Origin of the sequence: Reyranella sp., from assembly GCF_044224635.1 — a bacterium.
Lineage (GTDB): Bacteria > Pseudomonadota > Alphaproteobacteria > Reyranellales > Reyranellaceae > Reyranella.
The window spans coordinates 175,114-194,405 of sequence record NZ_JBGAKA010000002.1 but is presented as its reverse complement, the minus strand read 5'-3'; the positions used below and the strand labels follow the sequence as shown (position 1 = coordinate 194,405).

Here is a 19,292-nt window from a genome sequence, read left to right as displayed (position 1 = left end):
TCCACGATGCCCGCGCGCAAAAATGCGCGCGGGCTCAAGCCGACTGACGAAGAGTCAGGCTCGCGGAGGGAACAGGTCAGGCGGCGGCGACAGGCCGCTCAGGGCAGTCATGCGAAGATGCCAACGGATCTTGCTGAAGCCGATCACCTGCAGATCGAGAGTGCCGGTCGTGAGCGTCGGTGTCGCGTTCGAGGAAGCCTGCACGCACGTGGCTGCCGGCATCGTGCAGGGTACGCTGTCGCACTCATCGCAATGGCTGCAGGGCGCGCTTGCCGTGCTGCGTTCAGTCGCCGACGCACCCGACGGCAGCGCTAGAGCCACGTTCATCAAGCCGCTCGCCAGCACAGCGAGACAGCCCCAAAAGGCGGCAAGGGCGCGAATGCGCTTCATGATGCGTATAGTGTAGCACCGGTGCCCGGTTACCAATCACAAGCGCGTCACGTGCGGCCAGGCAACGCAGGAGATTGTCATGAACAAATGGATGCTGGCCGCAGTCGCTGCCTTGTTTTTCGCCCCACAGATGGCGTGGCCGCAGGCAAGCCAACCCTATTCTGGTCTCGAAGCACGGCCGATCAGGGCGCTGTCGGACCAGCAGATCGCCGACCTCAAAGCCGGCCGGGGCATGAGCCTGGCGCTGGCCGCCGAGCTGAATGGCTATCCCGGGCCGCTCCATGTCCTTGAACTCGCCGAGCGGCTCGGCCTCACGCCAGGGCAGCGTGACAGGATGGCCAGGCTGTTCGAGGCGATGAAGAGCGAAGCGGTGGTGCTGGGCGAAAGATTGATCGCATCGGAAGCCAGTCTCGACCGGCAGTTCGCCGGCAAGACCATCACTGAGGCGAGTCTCGCCGACGGGGTGCAAGCAACTGCCTCGGTGCAGGCGGCTCTTCGAATAGCACACCTGAAATATCATCTCGCCACCGTCGAGGTGCTGACGCCCGAACAGGTCGCGCGCTATAACGAGTTGCGCGGCTACGCTGGCGGTGAAGCCAAGCCGCACCGGCATTGATGCCTTCTCGCCTTCCAGTGCTGCCCACCACTGAGGACGTGTGGCCATCCGAACCCGGATAGGGTGAGGAGCAGGCCTGCAAGCACGCGACTGGGGGCCGCGAGGCTGCGCGGAACGGCAGTGTTCCTAGGGGGTGCCTCGGCATAGTGGCGCTAGCTCTCGCGGAGGTTAGGGACTCTGTCTGGTCAACACGCCTATAAGCAGGTCCTTGAGGTCGTCGCCTACCCCGCCGCAATAGGTGACAGCACCGGATGCACGCGTGATCTGCGGTCGATCGGACTCCGAACCGACGAGCAGTCCGGTCGAGCCAAGCGCAACCCGCCACAGCACGGGCAGCCGATCGTCCTCGGCGATCCAGGCAGAGACCCTCGCGCAACTGAACTGCTGCGGGTGGAGGACGTAGAGTGCTGCGAGCGCATCGAATGGGTAGAACCCCGGCAGGCCGTTGTCTTCCTGCCAATAGTCGAGCCAAGGTCCGGCCCTTTCTGCGAGCCATGCCGCCGTGCGAGGGCCGCTCTTCATTCGAGCGAGATCCCGACGAGTCACCATGACCTCGCGAGCTGCCGCGTATGGCGTCAGGGTGATGCGTTTGACACGATCCAGGACAATGGCAGCCGAGGTTCGGTCTTTGGAGAAGTTGAAGTCGCGGAAGATCGGTCCGTGGCCGAAGAGAATGCCACCCGAATTCCTGCCTTCTGCCGGGTGGAAGACGTGGCCGGGACGCCGACCCATGACCGAAACCAGCAGACCGACGTTGTCCGCCAGATCCGGCCTCCTCCGCAGCGTCGCCGCGACGTTCGTCAGCGGCCCGAGACTGACGATGGTGAGGGGACCGTGCTCGAGCGCGCGTTCGAGTGCAGCATGCGCGGGTTCGAGAGAAGCTGTCCGTTCAGCCCCCAACGCAGTTGACGAGCCGCTGTGGACAAGGATGTCCGAGCGTCCAGCAGCGCGCCCAACCAGGTCGCGCGTCGTTCGGTCGACGACGGACAGCGGCGCATTGCCGAAAACGGTCGAGATCCCGACGATCTCGACGTCCGGCGAGGACATGAGGACGAGCAGCGCAAAGCAATCGTCCGGATCGGCGTGGACGCCGTTGCACGCAGCATCCGTATCGATCCATACACGCGACGGCCGATCCACGTGCGGTCCGCCGCGCACCAGCGGCAAGGGCCGATCCCCGGATTCGCCGGTACGCCAATTTCGAACGGGAACGATGCAGGTAAGTGCGAGCAGAGCCGCCGCCAGGAGCAACAGGGAAACCCCCACTCGGACGAACGCTTGACGATCCGGCTCCATCGCGGCTTCGGATACCCCGACCGGAAAAAATGACTGACCATCCGAACTCGACGGACGCGTCGAAATCCCGGCGGTCCCGCGCAGGAGGTGCGGGATGATCATCTTGGTTTGCTTTCGGTAGATGGTGTGGCGTTCGCCAAGCGTGTCAGCCAGCAGTCTTTCCTCCGCCCACGCGCGCCACACAAAGGTCGGCACAATCGCGGCAAGTACAATCGCGACGGCAGGCCAGCTGCTGAAGGCGAGGGCCTCGCCCATCGCCAGCATCGACAGGCCGAGGTAGATGGGGTGGCGCACGAAACGATAGGGACCTGTTGTGACGAGGCCCGTGCCTTGATCCGCCACCGGCACGAAACTCCATGCCGAGCCGAGCTCGGCCCGGGACCAGAGGACGAGCGCGGCGCCCGTCGCGGCGAGAAGGCATCCGCACACCGCCAGCAATAGCGCTGCGAGACCCTTGGCGTTGCCGGCAAAGAACGCCAGCAACGCCAAGAACAGCCCGAAGGCTGCGAAGTTTGCGAGGACCGGGGTCAGGTCGCCCCGACGCCGGTCGCCGCTCCGGCTGCGTTTGCGGCCACGCCCGCCGGCAGTCAGCAGGAGAGGCGCTGCGAAGGCGAGCAGCGAGGCGACGCGGAGGACTATGATGAATGTCGACATCGGTCAGGATGCGCGCGGGCGCATGAGGTACAGCACGATGGGAAGCAGCAACATGGGAAGGACGTAGCTCACCATGAGCACGAGGATCGGTTGATCGGCCCAGCCGGCACCGATGGCTGCAAACGCAAAGGCGGTTGGCACGCTGCCAACCGTCAGCGCCATGATGAATTTTCCCATCGGCATGCCGGCAAAGCCGGCCAGGAATACGATGGCTTCCGGTACGCTGTAGGGGAGACTGCGCGACAGGACGATTGCCCAGGCACCGGATCTGTCGAACAAGCTCTCCGTCTTGCTCCGGAATCGGCGACCCACCAGGCGATCGACAAACCGCCGCGCCGAGGTGCGCATCAGGGCGTAGCCGAGGATGCCGCTGGTGATCAGGGCGACGCTGCCCAGCAGTCCCCCGAACACCGTGCCGTAGATGATGCCGAGGTCGGCTATGACGGCCGTCTGCGGGACCGGCAGCACCAGATCTGCCCAGATGAGCGCAATGCCCACTGCCCATGCCCAGCTGTCGTAGTCCCGGAGCATGGAAACAGCATCGTTGGCGTCCTGATCTGTCGGGATTCTCGCACAGGAGGCGAGCAGGATTGCCAGAGCGCCGATGATGGTGAGGCTCGATCTCATTTGCACCTCCGCCGTTGACGATCGGCCGGTCCTGCCAGCAGTTATCCAACGGCTAGAGCCACCGCCGCACCCGTCGCTTGTAGTCGAGGTAGGCATCGCCGAAGCGCCGCTCGAGATAAACCTCCTCGCGGGCGATGACGCCGTAGCGGATTAAGCTTGCAAGAGGCAGCGCCAGGACAATGATCCACGTGCTGTGTGCAGCTACGCCGATGCCGCCATAGACCAGAAACAGTCCGAGGTAGATCGGATTGCGCGTCCACCCATGAACGCCGATCGTCACGAGCGCGCGAGTCGGCTGATTCGTGGGCACCGGCGTTGCCGCTCGGGAGAAGTTGCGAATGCCCGCGGCCGCGAGCGCGACGCCAATCAGGATCAGGCAGGCGCCGACCGTCCAGAGGATCGGAACATGACCCGGAACAGTGAACACCAAGGGCAGCAGGCGGTCCGCGCCGAACCCCAGCAGAAGAGCGCCTAGAAAGAGGAGAGGCGGCCGCGCGATGACACCTGCTGTTCTGGTGTCGTTCATTTGCCCAGCCGGGTCTTTACGCATGCATGCTCCCGCAGATGCTGGAGGCCAACGCAGCAGAAAATTAAAAATGACAACTAAGGTGTCATTCTGCAAGTTGACAACCAAGGTGTCAACTGGAGAAGCTGGTGCAACTAGAGGGAACGGAAGCGATGGCGTCGGAAAGACACAGGACTGGGGCGGTCCCAAGGACTGGGGCGGTCCCAAGGGCGGGGGCGAGCCCAACCGTTGACAGCAAGGCCGAGGCGATCGCCCAGCTAATGCTCGAAGTGGCCCAGTGTTTCTTCAGGATACGGGCCGTTGGCCAGAAGACAGGGTTAATCACCGCCTGGGGCGGCGGTGCGTTCGGCTTCATGCGGAGCCTTGCACTGCTTGGTCCGCTGACCGTGCCTCACATCGCCCAGATGCGGCCCACCAGCCGCCAGCGGATGCAGCGGCTGGCGGATGAGCTCGCGGCCGAGGGGCTCGTCAAATTCATTGACAATCCGAAGCACCGACGCTCGAAGCTCATGCGGCTCACGCCCAAAGGCGACGCGCGCTACCGGGAAATGAACACCCAGCTGGCGCTGATCGCTTCGACAATGTGTGTCGGTCTCAGCGAATCAGATATCCGCAAATCCACCGAGAGCGTGCGGCAGTTGAGCGATGATGTGAAAGCGCTGTCGGAGCGGGTGTCGTAGTGAGATACGTGACCTTACTTCAGGAAAAGATAATAGCCGACACGCATCGTCCAGCGTGCTTGAGCTAATGCTGGCGTCAGTCGAGACCTAGCTGCCTGGCGCAAGCACGCGCCGTTCCGATCGCGGTCAGCAAGGTCGTCCTTATCGCCGGCGCAACCGCGCGTCCTGTGCTGACTGTCGAAGGCCGGCCCGTCAGACGAGCGAAAGCAACAACCGCAACCCCTGGTGCGAGTATACTCGTGTTGTCGTGTACAAAGTGGCCCCTCCAGACGGTGTGAATCAATAGAGTGAGATGATCCTCCACGAGGCGGAAGCGCTAGCTTTCTTCGGTTGATTGCGGCGCCCTAGCGGCCGACGCCAAGAGGGCGTAGTGCCGGTCAAAGCCGGACCGCGCCGGATATCCAAGGACGACCTGGCGCCAAATCTCAGAGTGCTCCAGGCAGTACATAGTTCTCACTTTCATCCAGGGCGGGACGCCAACTTCCGCACAAGCCTGGGTCAAGCGGCAGACTTAGGGCAAAGTCCAGTCCGGTGCGTTCATCGCGCTTCCCCAAGCACCTGCGGTTGTCGTCGAGCGGCGCAATCAGCTGCCCGTCCAGCTCGGTCGGTGTCGTCCCGACCTTTCTGCCCGGCTCGAAGGTGACTCCCCGATCCCTCTCGAGGCGCCCGATCGGATCGAACAGAAGAATCCGCGCGGCATCCAGCGAGGTCTTCACGGCTGCGCCGATATTCAGGCTGGGAATGCGTTTTGCGCTAGACTGGCGAGCCCGCTCCGCCAACCTCAGGGTGCACTCAGGAGAGAGAACATGCGCCGACCCGCCCTTCTGCTGACGGCCGTATTTGGGCTGTCCTTGGTCGCCTGCGAGAGGCAACAGCCGAGCACCTCGCCACAGCAGCCACAATCGCCCAGCTCACCGCAGGACCTTGCCTACTGCGCCAAGCTCACCGAACTCTATCAGCGCTACGTCGGCCCTGATCCAAATTCCGCCAACATGGCAGGGGTCAGGCCGGACGTCCAAGGCGGGGAGGCGGTGGCCAAGTGCCGCGAGGGAGATGCCAGGGCGTCCATCCCGACGCTCGAGCGCCTGCTGAAGGATGCAGATATCACCCTGCCGCCTCGTGCCTGAGCTGAAACGCTCGCGCGTGCGAGCGTCAGGTATCGTCGCGATCTGACCTGTCGCCGCTAAATGCCGCGCTCGGCCTCTTCTCCGTCGTGCGTGCCGTCAGCCCTGCCATCGCTTCCGGGCGAGAGGCCGCGCAGGCGAACGATCATTGCGATGAGATCGACATCCGCCTGGAGCAGCTCCAGATCCCGGGTCATCTCGCGTACCTGCTGGCCTTTGCGACCGAACTCCTCGGAAGCGTCCACGGCGTTCCTGCGCTCCGTCACCCCGCCTGTGCCGTTCGTGAACGCCTTTGCCTTCTGCCACTCCATCCTCGCACGCTCGGTGTCACGCGCGAACTTTCTTTCGACGTATTGCCGTCGGATGCCATGGTAGGCTGCGAGCAAATCGACCTCCGACAGCTTCCACAATGATCCGGCGGAAACGGTCATGTCCACGGTTCACCTCGGCAGCAGGACTGATCGCACCGTAGCCTCGCCTCGCCTCGCCACGCCGGTCCGGTCGGGAAGCAGGTGCTCGGTTCGACCAGCGACAGGCAGCTCGACTGCGCTAGTGCTAGGCCCACGGGGACATAGAATGCGCCGCGCCAGTCGAGATAGAGACGATCAAGCCACCTGCCACCGGCCCGATCAGGGGGCGCTACAGGCGGCCGAGCTCGCCCACCATTTCCGCGATGGTACGCGCCAGCGCATCATCACCGTCCGATCTCGGCTTCAGCCACAGGCCGCCGGCCGGCCGGCCGTCGCCGGTGAAGATCTGACGACCCTTGAGCTCGGTGCTGTAGAACAGCATCGCCTCGGAGGCCGTATGCAGGGTGCGCATGCTGCCGTCGGGACAAAATACGTCGAGCGCTTCCTCGTCGAAGCCGGCGAACAGTTCCTGCTCGCCGTGCTTGACGAGCGGCATGCCGCTCAGGGCATTGACGGCGAACTGGACCGACCTGGTGTTCGGCCCGCGCGAATGCAGCTGTCCTGACAGCTCTTCGTTGCGGCGCCGGACCACGGTGGGGTCGCCGGCCGGGGCGATTCCGAACAGGTCGTAGTCACCGTGGACGTACTTGCCGTTCTGGCCCTGCGGATAGGTCGAATAGATCAGGCAACCATAGTGGCGAGACGTCCTGCACATCTGCACCGCCCAGCCCGGGCGTGCGCCCGGCCAGGTGCGCACCTCGCGATCGTTGCGCGGCTGGCAGAGGCCGATCGGCTCGCCGCGCTCGTGCAGCTTGTAGAAGAACTTCTGCCATTCCTTCTTGGCCTTGGCAGCCTTGCCAGGGCTCTTGAAGATGGCCTCGAACCCGAACAGCTCAGGGTTGACGACAAGGCCTGCCGTCTCGACGAGGTGGCCCTCAATGTCGGCATCGAAATCCGCCGTCTTGGGCTTGCAGTCGATCGGCTTGGCCATGTAGTCGGCTTGACCGATGAACTGGATGGATTGCGGATTGGTCTGCCGGACGATGATGTAGACCTTCTGGATCAGCGCTACGCTGCGAAAGACTTGCATGTCGCGCGGGCGCATGACCGCAGTCGCCTTGGGATCGTACATCCGAACCCTCCCCGGAGAATTACCTGCACGTCTGGCCCGCCGCCTCTGCCCGGCACCGACTTGGGCGATCGCTGGGCCCGGAATGTCGATCCGGGGGGATGCGGCTTGGCTGGTGAGGTAGAGTCGTCTCTCTTTCAGGCGACAGAAAGGCCAAGTCATGACCGACACGCGTGATCGCCTTCCGCCCGGCGTCGTGCTCATCGACGGTGCCGACGGACCTTTCGGCGAGACCGTGCGCACCGGCCCGCACGTGCTGCAGGCCGACGAGCCGGTCGAGGCCGGCGGCAATGACAGCGGGCCGAGCCCCTACGGGTACCTGCTAGCCGCGCTGGGCACCTGCACGGCAATGACCGTGCGTCTCTATGCGCGCCAGAAGAAGTGGCCGCTGACCGACGTCAAGGTACAGCTCACGCACGATCGGGTCCACGCCACCGACTGCGCGGAGTGCGAGACCAAGGACGGCAGGATCGACCGCATCGAGAAGGTGATCGAGCTCGTTGGCCCGCTCGATGACAGCCAGCGCCAGCGGCTGCTGCAGATTGCCGAGCGCTGTCCCGTGCATCGCACCCTGGTGTCGGAAATCCTGATCAAGAGCCGGCTCGTCTGACGGCGAGGCGGGCGAGGGGGCGCACTGCTGCTTCCTCGTCGGCGGAAATCCGCGTTGCGCGGAGATGTCGTGAGCCCCGTATCGTTGCCGGGCTTGGGGCGCAACACGAGGCCGCCAGCCGCCGACGCTGCCTGCAAGACGGCCCGGAACGGAAGGGCCCGAGGTGTGGCGCTCATAGCGGCGCCAGCGCCTGGCGCAGCGGCGCGCTGTCGATCTGCATCAGGCCGGTGAACGGCTGGTACATCTCGAGGATCAGGAAGACCGCTCCCGACGCCGACAGCGCGATCAGCACCAGGGCGCCGAAGCCGGTCGGGTTGAGAGGCGAGAACAGGCTGAAGCTCGCGAACAGGATGCACAGCCAGAACACCAGGACGACCAGGAAGATGGGCGGCATGCGGGCGGTCGATTGCTCGAACAGGATCAGTCGGGCCTGCAGGATCTGATTGGCGGCCAGCAAGGCCTGCCTTTGATACTGGCGTTGGGTCTCGGTCGCGGGGGCCAGGGTCTGGATCGCATGGAAGGCCTGCCGACCGACGGTCGAGGAGGTGAAAGGGCCCTCGGCCGTCTTCGCCGGACCCTCCGTCCAGATGCGGTCGACCAGGGTCGGCACCGCATCGCGCATCAGTTGCCGGGCCGTCCTGGCCTCCGACCCGTAAAGCTCCAGCATGTGGTCGAGCAGGGTGATGCTGGTCGCCAGCTGCCGAATCTCGTCGCGCTGGGCATCGTACGTCGTCTTGGCGGAGTTGATCAGCAGGCCGAGCACAAGGCCGGAAATCGTGGCGATCAGGGCGCAGCCCAGCCGGACGATGTCCTTGGCGTGGGTGTCGAGATGATGGTCGGGCAGCACGCGGCGCAGCAAGGCGCCGGTGAGCGCGCCACCGACCAGCATGCCGCAGATGATCAGCGAAATTGTCAGGGCGCTCATCTACTCTCCCCCGGCCCATTCGACCCTGGCGCAAGGATAGCGGCGGCGGAAGCGCTTCGTCTCCCCCGCCGTCCTTGCGTCGCCATCACGAGGCGCGGATAAACCGGATGTGCGAACTCAACGTCGAGATGCAGGTCCGCTGCGTCGCTTCCATCCCGACCGTCGAGAACGCCTGGGCGCGCGGCCGGAAGCTGGTGCTGCATGGCTGGATCTACGGCATGCAGGACGGGCACCTGTGCGATCTCGGACCAACGCTCGCCTCGGCCGCCGAGCGCGACGCCCTGATCAGCATGGGGGGAGTGCGTCCGGCTGACGGTCGAGCCGGCAAGTGGCATGCGCCAGCATGCCATTGCGGCGTTCGGCGGCGCGCAGCCGGCCGGGACGGGGGCAGGCTGATTCTCGCCCCTCAGTGAGAGGGCTCGGTGGCCGGTGTGGCGGGCTTCGGCGCCTTGCGCCCCTTGCGCCATTCCTCGAGGCGCTGCAGCACGACGAAGAACGACGGCACGAACAGAACGGCGAGGCAGGTCGAGGCGATCATGCCGCTGAACACCGCCATGCCGAGCGAGATGCGCGAGTTGGCGCCAGCGCCGCTCGCGGTCACCAGGGGCACGACGCCGAGGATGAAGGCGAACGAGGTCATGAGGATCGGGCGCAACCGGGTGCACGCCGCCTCGACGGCGGCGTCGAGGATCGGCTTGCCGTGCAGCAGGCGCGCCTCGCGCGCCACCTCGACGATCAGGATGGCGTTCTTGGCGGCGAGCGCGATAAGCAGCATCAGGCCGATCTGGGTGTAGAGGTTGTTGGGCATGCCCAGCGATCCCAGCGCGACGGCCGGCCCGATCAAGGCCAGCGGCACGGCCAGGATCACCGCCAGCGGCAGGATCCAGCTCTCGTACTGGCCGGCGAGGCAGAGATAGACCAGCAGGATCGCCAGGGCGAAGACATACATGATCTGGTTGCCGACGATGTTCTCCTGGTACGACATCGCCGTCCATTCGTAGCCGGTGCCGGGCGGCAGGGTGGCGCCGGCGATCTGGTCCATCAACGAGATCGATTCGCCCGAGCTGAAGCCCGGCGCCGAGGCACCGACCACGGCGGCCGACGGGTAGAGATTGTACAGGCTGATCAGCGGCGGGCCGTTCGACTGGTGCAGCGTGGCGAGCGCTCCGATCGGCACCATCTGGCCGTCCGAATTCTTCACCTGCAGGCGCAGGATGTCCTCGCCCTTCAGGCGATACTGCGAATCGGCCTGCTGGAACACCAGCAGCGTGAGGCCGAACTTGTTGAAGCGGTTGACGTAGGACGAGCCGACATAGGCCGACAGAGTGTCGAACACCTCGCCGATCGACACCTTCAAGGTTTGCGCCTTGACCCGGTCGACCTCGACGCGGATGTGCGGCGCGCCGGCGCGGAACGAGGTGACGAGATTGGCCAGGCCCGATTGGGTGCTGGCCTGGGCGATCAGGTTGTCGGTCGCATTCTGCAGCTTGACGTAGTCGAACGAGCCGTCGCGCTGCTCGACCTGCATCTGGAAGCCGCCGGCATTGCCGACGCCCTGGATGGCCGGCGGCACCAGCGGGAAGGCGCTGCCGTCCTGCAGCACCTGGCTCTCGCGCGCGATCTTCTGGACGATCGAGCGCAGGTCCTGGCCGGGCTGCTTGGCGCGCACGCTCCAGTCCTTGAAGATGATGTAGCAGACCCCGCCGTTGGCCAGCGAGTTGTTGCTGTCGAGGACGGAGAAGCCGGCGATGGCCACGACATGGTCGACGCCGGGCGTCTTGCGGGCGATCTCGGCGACCTGCGACAGCGAGGCCTCGGTGCGCTCCAGCGAGGCGCCGTCGGGCAGCAGCAGACCCATCAGCATGTAGCCCTGGTCCTCGTTGGGGATGAAGGCAGTCGGCAGGCGGGCCACGCCCCAGCCGCCCAGGCCGGCCATCACGAAGGCCAGCAGCACCATGATGCCGCTGCGCTTCACCATGCCGCCGATCAGCCAGGCATAGCCTTCCTCGAGCTTCTGGTAGACGTGGTTGAAGCCACGATAGAAGAAGTTGCGCTTTTCCGGCGGCACGGCCGGCCGCAGCCACATGGCGCACTGGGTCGGTTTCAGGGTGGCGGCATTGACCGCGCTGATAAAGGCGGTGGCGGCGATCACCAGGGCGAATTGGGCGAACATCTTGCCGGTCAGGCCGGGCACGAAGGCGGCCGGCAGGAACACCGACATCAGCACCAGGGTGATGCCGATCACCGGCCCGAACAGCTCGTCCATCGCCTTGATGGCGGCGTCGTGAGGCGACAGGCCGCGCTCGATATGGCGCGCCACGCCTTCGACGATGACGATGGCGTCGTCGACCACGATGCCGATCGCCAGCACGATGCCGAACATGGTCGTGGTGTTGAGCGTGAAGCCCATTGCCGCCATGGCGGCGAAGGCGCCGATGATAGTCACCGGGATGGTGGTGGCGGGCACCAGCATGGCGCGCCAGTCCTGCAGGAACACCATGATCACGATCAGCACCAGGATGCCGGCCTCGATCAGGGTGATGAACACCTCCTGGATCGAGATCTTGACGAAGTTGGTGGTGTCGAACGAGACATCGTAGACGACGCCGTCGGGGAACTGCTTGGCCAGCTCGTCCATCTTGGCCTTGACGCGGTTGGCGACGTCGAGCGCGTTGGCGTCGGGCAGCTGGTAGATGGCGATGCCGGCACCCGGCTTGCCGTTCATCTTGAAGATCTGCGAGTAGGTCTGCGAGCCGAGCTCGACCCTGCCGATGTCCTTGAGGCGAACGATGCGGCCGCCGTTGCCCTGGTCGCTCTTGACGATGATGTTCGCGAACTCCTCCGGCGAGGAGAGCCGACCCTCGACATCGACGGTGAGCTGGAAATCCTGGCCCTTGGGCGCGGGTGGCATGCCGACCTGGCCGGCCGTTACCGGCTGGCTCTGCTGCTTGATGACGTCGGCCACCGTGCCCGGCGTCAAGCCGAAGGTGTAGAGCTTCTGCGGGTCGAGCCAGACGCGCATCGAATACTGGCCGACGCCCAGCACGTTGACGTTGCCGACGCCCGGGATGCGCGACAGCTCGTTGACCAGATTGATGCTGGCGTAGTTGCTGAGATAAAGGCTGTCGAACCGGTCGCTTGGCGACGTCAGCGCTAGAATCTGCAGGATCGCGGTCGATTTCTTCTCGACAATGACGCCCTGGGCCTGGGCCGAGGGCGGCAGCGAGGCGAGCGCCGCGCTCACCTTGTTCTGCACAAGCACCTGGGCGAAATCGAGATTGGTGCCGATCGCGAACGTCACCGTGAGCTGGTAGGTGCCGGCATCGGTGCTGTACGACTGCATGTAGATCGCGCCTTCGACGCCGTTGACCTGCAGCTCGATCGGCAGGGCCACGTTGTCGACCACCGTCTTGGCGCTGGCGCCGGGATAGTTGGCCGTGACCTGCACGGTCGGCGGCACGATGTTGGGGTACTGCGAGACCGGCAGGGTGGCGAGCGCCACCGCGCCCAGCAGCACGATGACGATCGCCAGCACGTTGGCCAGGACCGGCCGGTTGATGAAGAATGCAGAAATCATCGGACGAGGGCCGGCCAGTTACTTGGTCGTGGTGATGTTGGCGCCCGCCGGCGGCGGCGGGATCGTCTCCTCCTTGGGCACCACCTTGCCGCCCGGCACGGCACGGCCGTTGGTGGTCAGCACGACGCGGTCGTCGGCGGCGAGGCCAGTCTCGATGACGCGCAGGCCGCCGACCAGCAACTGGCCGACCTTGACCCGGCTCTGGCGCACGACGTTGTCCTTGTCGACGGTCAGCACGTACTTGCCGGCCTGGTCCTCGGAAACAACCCGGTTGGGCACCAGGAAGACCTTGGTGGCGTCGAGGCCCCTGGGCACGCGCACGCGCACGAAGAAGCCCGGCAGCAAGTTGCGGTCGGGGTTCTTGAACAGGCCGCGCACCAGGATGGTGCCGGTATTGGGATCGACCTCGGGCGAGACGTAGTTGAGGAAGCCGGCGTGCGGGTAGCCCTCCTCGTTCATCAGGCCGATATCGAGCGGCACCTTGCTGAGATCCTCGACGGTCAGCCGCTTCCGGAGATTGTCACGGATCTGCAGCACGTCCTGCTCGCTCATGTTGAACTCGACATAGATCGGGTCCATCTGGACGATGGTGGCGAGCTTGGTGGCCGAGGTGTCGCCGACCAGCTGGCCGACCGACACAAGGTGCTTGGTCACGATGCCGTCGAATGGCGCCATCACCGTGGTGTAGCCGAGATTGGTCTGCTGGATGGTGAGGTTGCCCTCGGCATTCTCGACGTTGGCGCGGTCGCTGTCGCGCTTGGCCTTGGCCTTGTCGAAGGTGGTCTGCGCCGACACGTTCTGGCGCAGCAGTGTCTCCTGGCGGACGTACTCGGCCTGCGACTGGACCAGCTCGGCCTGGGCGGCCTCGAGTTGCGCCTCGGCCTCCTTGACGTTGGCCTTGTACATCGTTTGCTCGATCTCGAAGAGCACGTCGTTCTGCTTCGCCAGGGTGCCGTCGACATACTTGATGCTGGTGAGGAAGCCCTTGACGCGGGCCACCAGGTCGACGGTCGCGAATGCCACCGTGTTGCCGGTCAGCTCCTCGTAGGGCGTCACTTCCTGCTGCAACGGCTTGGCGACACTGATCTCGGGCGGCGGCGGCGGCTGAAACTTGTTCTCGGGCTTGCAGCCGCCCAGCGCGGCCACGACGCCGGCCAGCAAAGGCAGCAGGATCAGGCGGCGATTCGACATGGTTCCGATAACGCTCCCCGCAATGCTCGCCAAGCGTTAGCGCATCCCAACCCGGATTGCCACCGCGCACGTCATCTCGTGCGCTGCGTCATCCTCCTCCCGAGCGAAGCTGGGGAGGATTCTGATTCCCCTCCCCAGCGTAGCTGGGGAGGTATATGACGTCAGCGCGCCTCGGCCTGCTGCAGGGCCCGCCAGATGCGGTCCGGCGTCGCCGGCCCGTCGATGCCCTCGACGCCGAGCGGCGCCAGGGCGTCGAGGATCGCGTTGGCGATGGCCGGGAAGGCGGCGATCGCGCCGGCCTCGCCGCAGCCTTTCACGCCCAGCGGATTGGTGGTGCAGGGCGTGCCGTTGAAGCCGAGATCGAACGACGGCAGGTCGTCGGCGCGCGGCAGGGCGTAGTCCATGAACGAGCCGGCCACCATCTGGCCCGAGCCCGGATCGTAGGCCGCGTGCTCGAGCAGCGCCTGTCCAACCCCCTGGGCCATCGCGCCGTGCGCCTGGCCGGTCGCGATCATGGGATTGACCAGGACGCCGTAATCGTCGACCGCGGTGTAGCGCGCCAGGGTGACGCGGCCGGTCTCGCGGTCGATCTCGACCTCGACGACATGGGCGCCGTTGGGGAAGGTCAGGTGCTCGCGCGTCCAGGCATGGTAGGTGTCGAGCGGCTCGCCCCTGGCGCGGCCGAGCGCCGCCACCTCGATCAGGCCGATCGCGCGATCGGTGCCGGAGACGACGAAGCTGCCGTCGGCAAAGCGGATGTCGGCCTCGGCCGCCTCGAGCGCGTCGGCGGCGAGCGCCGTGCCCTTGGCGATGATGCGGTCCGAGGCGCGCCACATCGCCGTGCCGCCCATGTAGGTGGCGCGCGAGCTGCCATGGCCGCCGCCGGCCACGATCAGGTCGGTGTCGCCCTGGCGCAGCCGGATGCGCTCGTTGGGCACACCCAGGCGATGGGCGAGGATCTGCGGGAAGGTGGTTTCGTGACCCTGGCCGATATGCTGGGTGCCGGTGATCAGCGAGATCGTGCCGTCGGCTTCGAATCGTACGTCGACATTCTCGTCGGGCGAGCCGCCGGTGCCCTTGATGTGATAGGCGAAGCCCATCCCGCGCAGCCTGCCGGCGCTTTCGCTCTCCCGGCGTCGTGCGGCAAACCCTGCCACATCGGCGCGGGCCAGCGCCTGGTCGAAGGTCTGCGGGAAGGTGCCGCTGTCGACCTGGAAGCCGAAGCTGTTGGTCATCGGCATGGCGTCGGCCGGCACCATGTTGCGGCGGCGCAGCTCGCTGCGGTCGAAGCCGAAGCGCAGGGCCGCAGCGTCGATCAGCCGTTCCAGGATGTTGACCGTCTCGGCGAAGCCGGGGCCGCGCGTCACGCCGATCGGCGCGGTGTTGCTCAGCACCGCCACGACGTGCAGCGCGATCGACGGCAGGCGATAGACCGTGCCCTGCAGATGGACGTACTGGTAGGTCTGCACGCCGCCGCCGGCGCCCACCATGTAGGCGCCGAGGTTGGCCACGCTCGAGACCTCGAGGGCGAGGAAACGGCCGTCGCGGTCGAGCGCCAAGGCGGCCTCGGCCGTCACGTCGCGCGCCGCATGGTCGGACAGGAACACCTCGCTGCGGCTGGCGATCCACTTGACTGGCCGGCCGACCCGGCGCGCCGCCCACAGGATCAGCGCGTGCTCGGCGTAAGCGAAGTTCTTGGCGCCGAAGCCGCCGCCGACGTCGGGGGCGATGAAGCGCACCCGGGCGGGCTCGACGCCGAGCGCGCGCGCCACGTGGTTGCGGTTGATGTGGATGTTCTGGCTCGAGACATGCAGCGTGTAGCGCCCGCTCGCCGCATCGAACTGGCCAACGCAGCCGCGCGGCTCCATCGGGTTGATGGTGATGCGATGGTTGTCGAGCTTGAGTCGAACGATGTGGTTGGCGCAGGCGAACGCAGCGGCCACGCCGGCGCTGTCGCCGGTGCGCCAGTCGAGGCAGACATTGCCCGGCACCTCGTCGGCGATGACCGGCGCGCCCGCGGCCTGCGCCGCCGCGCCCGTGGTCACCGCGGCGAGCGGCTCGTAGTCGATCTCGACCAGCTCGGCGGCGTCGAGCGCCTGGGCCTGGGTCTCGGCCACGATCAGCGCCATCGGCTCGCCGGCGAAGCGCACCTTGGTCGCAGCGAGCAGCGGCTGCGGGGCGAAGGCGAAGGGCTCGCCGGTCTGGACATTGGCCTCGGCGTAGGGCCGCAGCGGCCCGAGCTTGTCGTGCGCCGCGTCGACCGCCGTCAGGACGGCAAGCACGCCGGGTGCGCGCTGGGCAGCATCGGTATGGGTGCCGTGGATCCAGGCGTGGGCGTGCGGCGAGCGCAGCACAACGGCATGGGCCAGCCCGTCGAAGTGCAAATCGTCGAGATAGCTGCCGGCGCCGGTGATTAGGCGGGCATCCTCGCGCCGACGGGGCGAATCGCCGATCGTTGATCTCTGCGAGAGAGCGCTGGTCGATAGGGTCATGTCCTGAGCGTCTCCGCGTTCCGGGCCTGTCGCTTCTCGTCCCACCAGTCGCCAGCCTGCAGCCGCCAGTAGACGAGCTGCGTGGCGAGCCGGCCGGCGCCGCCGCCGGCCCAGCGCGTGCCGTAGGGGGCGAACAGCTTCCAGCGGTCGTCCTCGCCCGCGATGCCGACGGCGACAGCATCGGCGCCGGCGGCTGTCTGGGCAACCCCGTGGCCGCCGAAGGCCGAGCACACCCACAGGCCGGGCTCGATCTCGCCGACCTGCGGCATCATGTGCGGCGCATAGCCCATGATGCCGGGCCAGGCATACTCGATCGCGACCTCGCCGAGCTGCGGATAGACCGACAGGATGTCGCTGCGCATCAGGGCGCTGAGGTTGGCCGGCTCGCGCGTGTCGGTGGTGATGCGGCCGCCCCACAGCAGGCGGTCGCCGTCGACGATGCGATAGTAATCGCCGGCCCGGCGCGTATCGGAGATGGCGCCGCGCCAGCGCACCGTTTCGGCGAGCTTCGTGCCGAGCTTCGCCGTCACCGCGACGTAGGTCGCCACCGGCAGGATGGCGCGGGCGAGCCGCGGCTGGACGCGGCCGAGATCGGCATTGCCCGCCATCACGACGTGGCGGGCGGCGATCTCGCCGCCGTTGGTATGCACGCGCCACCCGGTGCCCTTGTGCTCCAGCCGTACCGCGTCGCTCATCTCGTGCACGGTGCCGGCACGGCGCTCGATGTCGCGCGCCAGCGCGAGCGCGAGATTGAGCGGATGGACCTGGAAGGAGCGCGGGTCGTGGATCGCCTGATGGTAGCGCTCGGTGCTGAGCAGTGCGCGCACGCGCGCAGTGTCCCACGGCTCGAAATCGGCATCGAGCTTGGCTGCCAGCGCGCGGATGCGGTCGGGGAAATCGTCGCCCTGATCGGTGCGCGCCACGGTGAGCTTGCCCTCGCTCATCAGGAGGTCGGGCCGGGCGGAGGTCTCGATCGCCTCGCGTACGATCGCCACGCCGCGCTTGGACTGCGCATAGAGCTTGCGTGCGTGCGCCACGCCGAGGCGGGCGACCAGTGCCGCCGTGCGAGCCGCATAGCCCGGGCTGACGAAACCGCCGTTGCGGCCCGAAGCGCCCCAGCCGATACGCCGGCGCTCGACCAGCACGACCCGCTGCCCGCGCATCGCCAGCAGGCGCGCGGCATGCAGGCCGGCGAAGCCGCCGCCGACCACCGCGACGTCGGCCTGAGCACGGCCGCTGAGCGGCGGCCGCTCCGGGTCAGCGTCGCGGGTGGCGGCATACCAGCTCGCCGGGTACTCGTTGTCGGTCAACAGCCGACCGCCTCGCCATCGCTGCGCGGGTCGGCGCCGCCTGCCCGCATGCCGGTGAGCGGATCGATGGTGATGCCGTGGGCATGGCCGGCGAGCTCGTTCCAATCGCCCCAGCGATCGAGCGTGTGGCCGCGCCGCTCGAGCTCATCGAGCGTGGTGCGCGGGAAGCGCGCTTCGAGATGCAGCATGTCGCGCGGCTGGCCGATCGCGAAGCGGCCCGACAGGAAGCGCGGCATCTCGACCGCCTGCTGGATGTCGAGGCCGTGATCGATCATTGCCAGATAGGTCTGCAGGTGGATCTGCGGTTGGCCGTCGGCGCCCATGCAGCCCAGCACGCTCCACAACCTGCCGTCCCGGAAGCCGAGCGAGGCGATCAGCGTATGCAGCGGCGTCTTGCCCGGCTCGACCCGGTTGGGATGACCGGGATCGAGCGTGAAATAGGCGGCGCGATTCTGCAGCACCACGCCGGTCCTGCCGGCGACGACGGCGGCGCCGAAGCCGCCATAGAGCGAATGGATCAGCGAGGCGGCGTTGCCGTCGCGGTCGACGGCGGCTATGTAGACCGTGTCGCCGGCCAGGCTGCCTTCGGAGGGAATGCGGTCCCACGGAATGGCGCGCGCCGGATCCATCAGATGACGCCGCGCGTCGGCGTGGGCCTTGGAGATCAGGCGATCCATCGGCACGTCGGCGAAGCGGGGATCGGCGAGATGACGATCGCGGTCGTGATAGGCGAGCTGCTTGGCCTGCACCATGAGATGCACGGCATCGGGGCCGAGGAAGGGCTTGCGATGAAGCTCGAACGGCTCGAGCAGGTTCATCATCTGCAGCACGGCGAAGCCCTGGGTGGGCGCCGGCGTCTCGTAGAGCGTGACGTCGCGATAGCTCCCCTTGAGCGGCTCGCCCCAGCGCGCGACTTGCGCAGCGAGGTCCTCTGCGGTGAAGAAGCCGTCATTGGCCTGCGACCAGCGCACCAGCTCGCGCGCCACCTCGCCCGCGTAGAAACCGTACCAGCCGTCGCTGGCGATCGCCTGCAGCGTGCGCGCCAGATCGGGGTTGGCGAGCACAGTGCTGCCGCCGAGGAAGATCGCTGCCGCCTCCGGGCTCCTGGCCAGCTCCGGGCCCGCGGTCTCGAACCATTGGGCAAGCCGCGGTGATATCGGAAAGCCGTCGCGCGCGTAGCCGACCGCCGTGTCGAGACAGCGCGCCAGCGGCAGGCGGCCATAGGCGGCATGCGCCAAGGTCCAGCTCGCCACCGAACCCGGCACGGTAAGCGTGCCGACCAGCGGGCCGCGGTACGGCACCTCGGTGAGGCTGCGCCGGGCGAAGGCCTCCAGCGTGCCGAGCGACGTGGCGCGCCCGCCGCCGTCGATGTAGCGCACCGCGCCGGTCGCCGCGTCATGGATCAGCCAGAACGCATCGCCGCCGATGCCGGTCATGTGCGGATAGACCACCGACAGCGTGGCGCTCGCGGCAATGGCCGCATCCACGGCCGAGCCGCCGCGTTTCAACATTTCCGCGCCGGCGTGCGAGGCGAGAGCGTGGGGCGACGTCACCATGCCGTGCGGCGACTGGGCGGCCGGACGGCCAGCGTTGTATTCGATCATGTCGGGCCGATGACTAGCAGATTCGGGCCACGAGCTCGATGATCCCCAACGATTTTCTATCGCTCTGAGAGCCTGTGACGTTCTCGATCGTCGTTCTTTGGCGGTAGATGAGCTCGCCACCTCAATCTCTG

The 19,292-nt window shown here is 66.7% G+C and carries 18 protein-coding genes; 6 read left to right on the top strand and 12 right to left on the bottom strand.

Annotated features, from left to right (window positions below; translation table 11 throughout):
* Window positions 1–169: 169 nt before the first annotated feature.
* Both ACILR9_RS02685 and ACILR9_RS02680 read left to right on the top strand, forming a co-directional pair.
* On the top strand, window positions 170–406 hold the full coding sequence (locus tag ACILR9_RS02685; RefSeq protein WP_395708340.1) for a hypothetical protein: 237 nt from the start codon (window positions 170–172) through the stop codon (window positions 404–406).
* Window positions 407–469: 63 nt separating this feature from the next.
* Window positions 470–1,006, top strand: a complete 537-nt coding sequence (locus ACILR9_RS02680) for a Spy/CpxP family protein refolding chaperone (protein ID WP_395708339.1) — start codon at window positions 470–472, stop codon at window positions 1,004–1,006.
* Between the two features lie 168 nt (window positions 1,007–1,174).
* Here the strand turns inward: ACILR9_RS02680 and ACILR9_RS02675 are convergent, their stop codons facing one another.
* Genes ACILR9_RS02675 through ACILR9_RS02665 form a run of 3 tightly spaced genes read right to left on the bottom strand, consistent with a single transcriptional unit; the run spans window position 1,175 to window position 4,109 of the window.
* Window positions 1,175–2,956, bottom strand: a complete 1,782-nt coding sequence (locus ACILR9_RS02675) for a nucleoside hydrolase (RefSeq protein ID WP_395708338.1) — start codon at window positions 2,954–2,956, stop codon at window positions 1,175–1,177.
* A gap of 3 nt (window positions 2,957–2,959) precedes the next feature.
* On the bottom strand, window positions 2,960–3,583 hold the full coding sequence (locus tag ACILR9_RS02670; RefSeq protein WP_395708337.1) for a TVP38/TMEM64 family protein: 624 nt from the start codon (window positions 3,581–3,583) through the stop codon (window positions 2,960–2,962).
* A gap of 52 nt (window positions 3,584–3,635) precedes the next feature.
* Window positions 3,636–4,109, bottom strand: a complete 474-nt coding sequence (locus ACILR9_RS02665; protein WP_395708336.1) for a methyltransferase family protein — start codon at window positions 4,107–4,109, stop codon at window positions 3,636–3,638.
* 260 nt (window positions 4,110–4,369) lie between these two features.
* On the opposite strand from ACILR9_RS02665, the gene ACILR9_RS02660 reads away from it, so the two are divergent.
* A complete protein-coding gene (locus ACILR9_RS02660) occupies window positions 4,370–4,789 on the top strand; it encodes a MarR family winged helix-turn-helix transcriptional regulator (RefSeq protein ID WP_395708335.1) in 420 nt (139 codons plus the stop codon).
* A gap of 425 nt (window positions 4,790–5,214) precedes the next feature.
* Here ACILR9_RS02660 and ACILR9_RS02655 read toward each other — a convergent pair whose 3' ends face one another.
* Complete coding sequence (locus ACILR9_RS02655) at window positions 5,215–5,505, bottom strand: hypothetical protein (RefSeq protein ID WP_395708334.1); 291 nt, start codon at window positions 5,503–5,505, stop codon at window positions 5,215–5,217.
* A gap of 90 nt (window positions 5,506–5,595) precedes the next feature.
* Here ACILR9_RS02655 and ACILR9_RS02650 point away from each other — a divergent pair, with 90 nt between their 5' ends.
* A complete protein-coding gene (locus ACILR9_RS02650; protein WP_395708333.1) occupies window positions 5,596–5,916 on the top strand; it encodes a hypothetical protein in 321 nt (106 codons plus the stop codon).
* Between the two features lie 56 nt (window positions 5,917–5,972).
* Here ACILR9_RS02650 and ACILR9_RS02645 read toward each other — a convergent pair whose 3' ends face one another.
* Window positions 5,973–6,344: a hypothetical protein gene (locus tag ACILR9_RS02645; RefSeq protein ID WP_395708332.1), complete on the bottom strand. Its 372-nt coding sequence runs from the start codon at window positions 6,342–6,344 to the stop codon at window positions 5,973–5,975.
* A gap of 208 nt (window positions 6,345–6,552) precedes the next feature.
* The gene (locus ACILR9_RS02640; RefSeq protein WP_395708331.1) at window positions 6,553–7,455 is read right to left on the bottom strand and encodes a hypothetical protein; all 903 of its coding nucleotides are present in this window, start codon (window positions 7,453–7,455) and stop codon (window positions 6,553–6,555) included.
* Window positions 7,456–7,612: 157 nt separating this feature from the next.
* On the opposite strand from ACILR9_RS02640, the gene ACILR9_RS02635 reads away from it, so the two are divergent.
* A complete protein-coding gene (locus ACILR9_RS02635) occupies window positions 7,613–8,062 on the top strand; it encodes an OsmC family protein (RefSeq protein WP_395708330.1) in 450 nt (149 codons plus the stop codon).
* Between the two features lie 172 nt (window positions 8,063–8,234).
* Here ACILR9_RS02635 and ACILR9_RS02630 read toward each other — a convergent pair whose 3' ends face one another.
* Window positions 8,235–8,987, bottom strand: a complete 753-nt coding sequence (locus ACILR9_RS02630) for a DUF4239 domain-containing protein (protein WP_395708329.1) — start codon at window positions 8,985–8,987, stop codon at window positions 8,235–8,237.
* Here ACILR9_RS02630 and ACILR9_RS02625 point away from each other — a divergent pair.
* Window positions 8,972–9,400: a carbonic anhydrase gene (locus tag ACILR9_RS02625; RefSeq protein ID WP_395708328.1), complete on the top strand. Its 429-nt coding sequence runs from the start codon at window positions 8,972–8,974 to the stop codon at window positions 9,398–9,400. The genes ACILR9_RS02630 and ACILR9_RS02625 overlap by 16 nt on opposite strands.
* On the opposite strand, the gene ACILR9_RS02620 is transcribed toward ACILR9_RS02625, so the two are convergent.
* The 5 genes from ACILR9_RS02620 to ggt form a co-directional block, all read right to left on the bottom strand.
* Complete coding sequence (locus ACILR9_RS02620) at window positions 9,394–12,564, bottom strand: efflux RND transporter permease subunit (RefSeq protein WP_395708327.1); 3,171 nt, start codon at window positions 12,562–12,564, stop codon at window positions 9,394–9,396. The genes ACILR9_RS02625 and ACILR9_RS02620 overlap by 7 nt on opposite strands.
* A gap of 18 nt (window positions 12,565–12,582) precedes the next feature.
* On the bottom strand, window positions 12,583–13,755 hold the full coding sequence (locus tag ACILR9_RS02615) for an efflux RND transporter periplasmic adaptor subunit (RefSeq protein ID WP_395708326.1): 1,173 nt from the start codon (window positions 13,753–13,755) through the stop codon (window positions 12,583–12,585).
* 161 nt (window positions 13,756–13,916) lie between these two features.
* Window positions 13,917–16,247, bottom strand: a complete 2,331-nt coding sequence (locus ACILR9_RS02610; RefSeq protein WP_395708325.1) for a xanthine dehydrogenase family protein molybdopterin-binding subunit — start codon at window positions 16,245–16,247, stop codon at window positions 13,917–13,919.
* Window positions 16,244–17,557: an NAD(P)/FAD-dependent oxidoreductase gene (locus ACILR9_RS02605; RefSeq protein WP_395708324.1), complete on the bottom strand. Its 1,314-nt coding sequence runs from the start codon at window positions 17,555–17,557 to the stop codon at window positions 16,244–16,246. The genes ACILR9_RS02610 and ACILR9_RS02605 overlap by 4 nt, the downstream gene beginning before the upstream one ends.
* Window positions 17,554–19,161 (bottom strand): gamma-glutamyltransferase, encoded by a 1,608-nt coding sequence (gene ggt, locus ACILR9_RS02600; protein WP_395708323.1) that lies wholly within the window; start codon window positions 19,159–19,161, stop codon window positions 17,554–17,556. The genes ACILR9_RS02605 and ggt overlap by 4 nt, the downstream gene beginning before the upstream one ends.
* Between the last annotated feature and the right edge of the window lie 131 nt (window positions 19,162–19,292).